General features: G+C 25.6%; 3 protein-coding genes. All 3 read right to left on the reverse strand.

All coding sequences use genetic code 11. The annotated features are described in order from the left end of the window. Positions 1 to 76 precede the first annotated feature (76 nt). Positions 77 to 499, reverse strand: coding sequence for a hypothetical protein (locus OO775_RS13875; protein WP_264847821.1), 423 nt, complete (start codon positions 497 to 499; stop codon positions 77 to 79). Positions 500 to 511: 12 nt separating this feature from the next. After that, positions 512 to 1,141, reverse strand: a complete 630-nt coding sequence (locus OO775_RS13880; RefSeq protein ID WP_264847822.1) for a hypothetical protein — start codon at positions 1,139 to 1,141, stop codon at positions 512 to 514. Next, on the reverse strand, positions 1,138 to 1,429 hold a 292-nt coding region (locus OO775_RS13885; protein ID WP_264847823.1), incomplete at its 5' end, for a hypothetical protein. The genes OO775_RS13880 and OO775_RS13885, both read right to left, overlap by 4 nt.

Below are 1,429 nucleotides of genomic sequence, written 5' to 3' on the forward strand. Positions count from 1 at the left end.
CCCTGTGTAAATTGAATGTGCTTATTTGTACTACACCCTACTAAAAATAAAATTACTATTATTAAAATATATTTTTTCATAATTCATCGTTTTTTGTTTTCATAAAAAATGCGTCTATAATAAAAACATCTTCTTTTTCCATATATTTATAAAGCAAAGTTACTTCTTCATTAGCATACTGTAAGTCTTTCCAACGCTTGATGGTTCCATCTAACAAACCTTGCATTGATTGGTAACTTATACTTTTTGTTTTATAAATATCTCTCAAAAAAACATAACTATTAAGAGCTATTTTAAAATCTTTTTCATTATCAAACTTATAGATATCCAACTCTCTTTTATCCCTTTCTAAGCCTTCTTCCATAATTTCCCTCATTGGTTTTTGCATAATATTCAGTGTCAAGTTCATCATAATATCGCCTAAAAAATTGGTCTTTAGCAATGTACTAAGTACAGCCATTTGTGCCGAACTCATATCTCCGTCTTTAGCAAAACTCACCAAATTTTTTTGCTACCACTCAGCTTTAAACTTATATTTTTGTTTTACAGGGCTAATAACTTCTAATTCAATACTATCACCTTTTGTTAAAAATTCTAATAACTCTGGGTTTTTACTCTTGAATTCTGAAAAAGGTTCTTCGTAGATAAGAGTTTTATTACTTTTATAAACCTCTTTTGTATATTTATTTTTTTGTTCAAAAGGATGAGCCCTTGAAATATATTGATTTAAGCTTTCAGAATAAGAGGTTAAATGAATAGAATCTTCTGTATTAAATTCAGAAATTTGATAAATAATTTCTTTTTTGCTTAAAGGAGATAATCGTATTCTATTTCTTTTACCAGTTTTCTTAAAATAATCTTCATCTGTAACAGTTATCAAACTAGCTTCTGAAGGATAGGTTATACTATCTCCATTTCTAAAATAATAAAAATCAATATCAACAAAATTTAATGTTGGATTTTTAATGATTAGTCTATTTGTTATACCTAATCCTCCTTGTTTCACACCTTTCTTTGTAATACTGAACGATACAATCATATTACAATTTAAACAACGTACTTGTTGAATTTCAATATTTTTATTTATATTGTAACAACTTGCAAAAAATAGTACAATAAATAAAACAATTATTCTTTTCATAATTTATCGTTTTTTGTGTTTATAAAAAATGTATCTATTATAAAAATATCTTCTTTCTCTATATGTTTATAAAGCAGAGTTACTTCATTGGAAGCATATCCTAAATCTCCCCATTTTTTTAATTTCCCACTTAATATGTCTTGCATTGCTTGGTAACTAATACTTTTAAACTCATAATTAATAAAAAAAGGCTTTATTTTATTTATCGTAAAAAAAGTTCTTAATCCTTCTAATCCATCAAATTTTTTAATATTCATTTTCTTCATATCTTGATTCTGCCAATCTTGA

Origin of the sequence: Capnocytophaga catalasegens, assembly GCF_026005215.1 — a bacterium.
Lineage (GTDB): Bacteria > Bacteroidota > Bacteroidia > Flavobacteriales > Flavobacteriaceae > Capnocytophaga > Capnocytophaga catalasegens.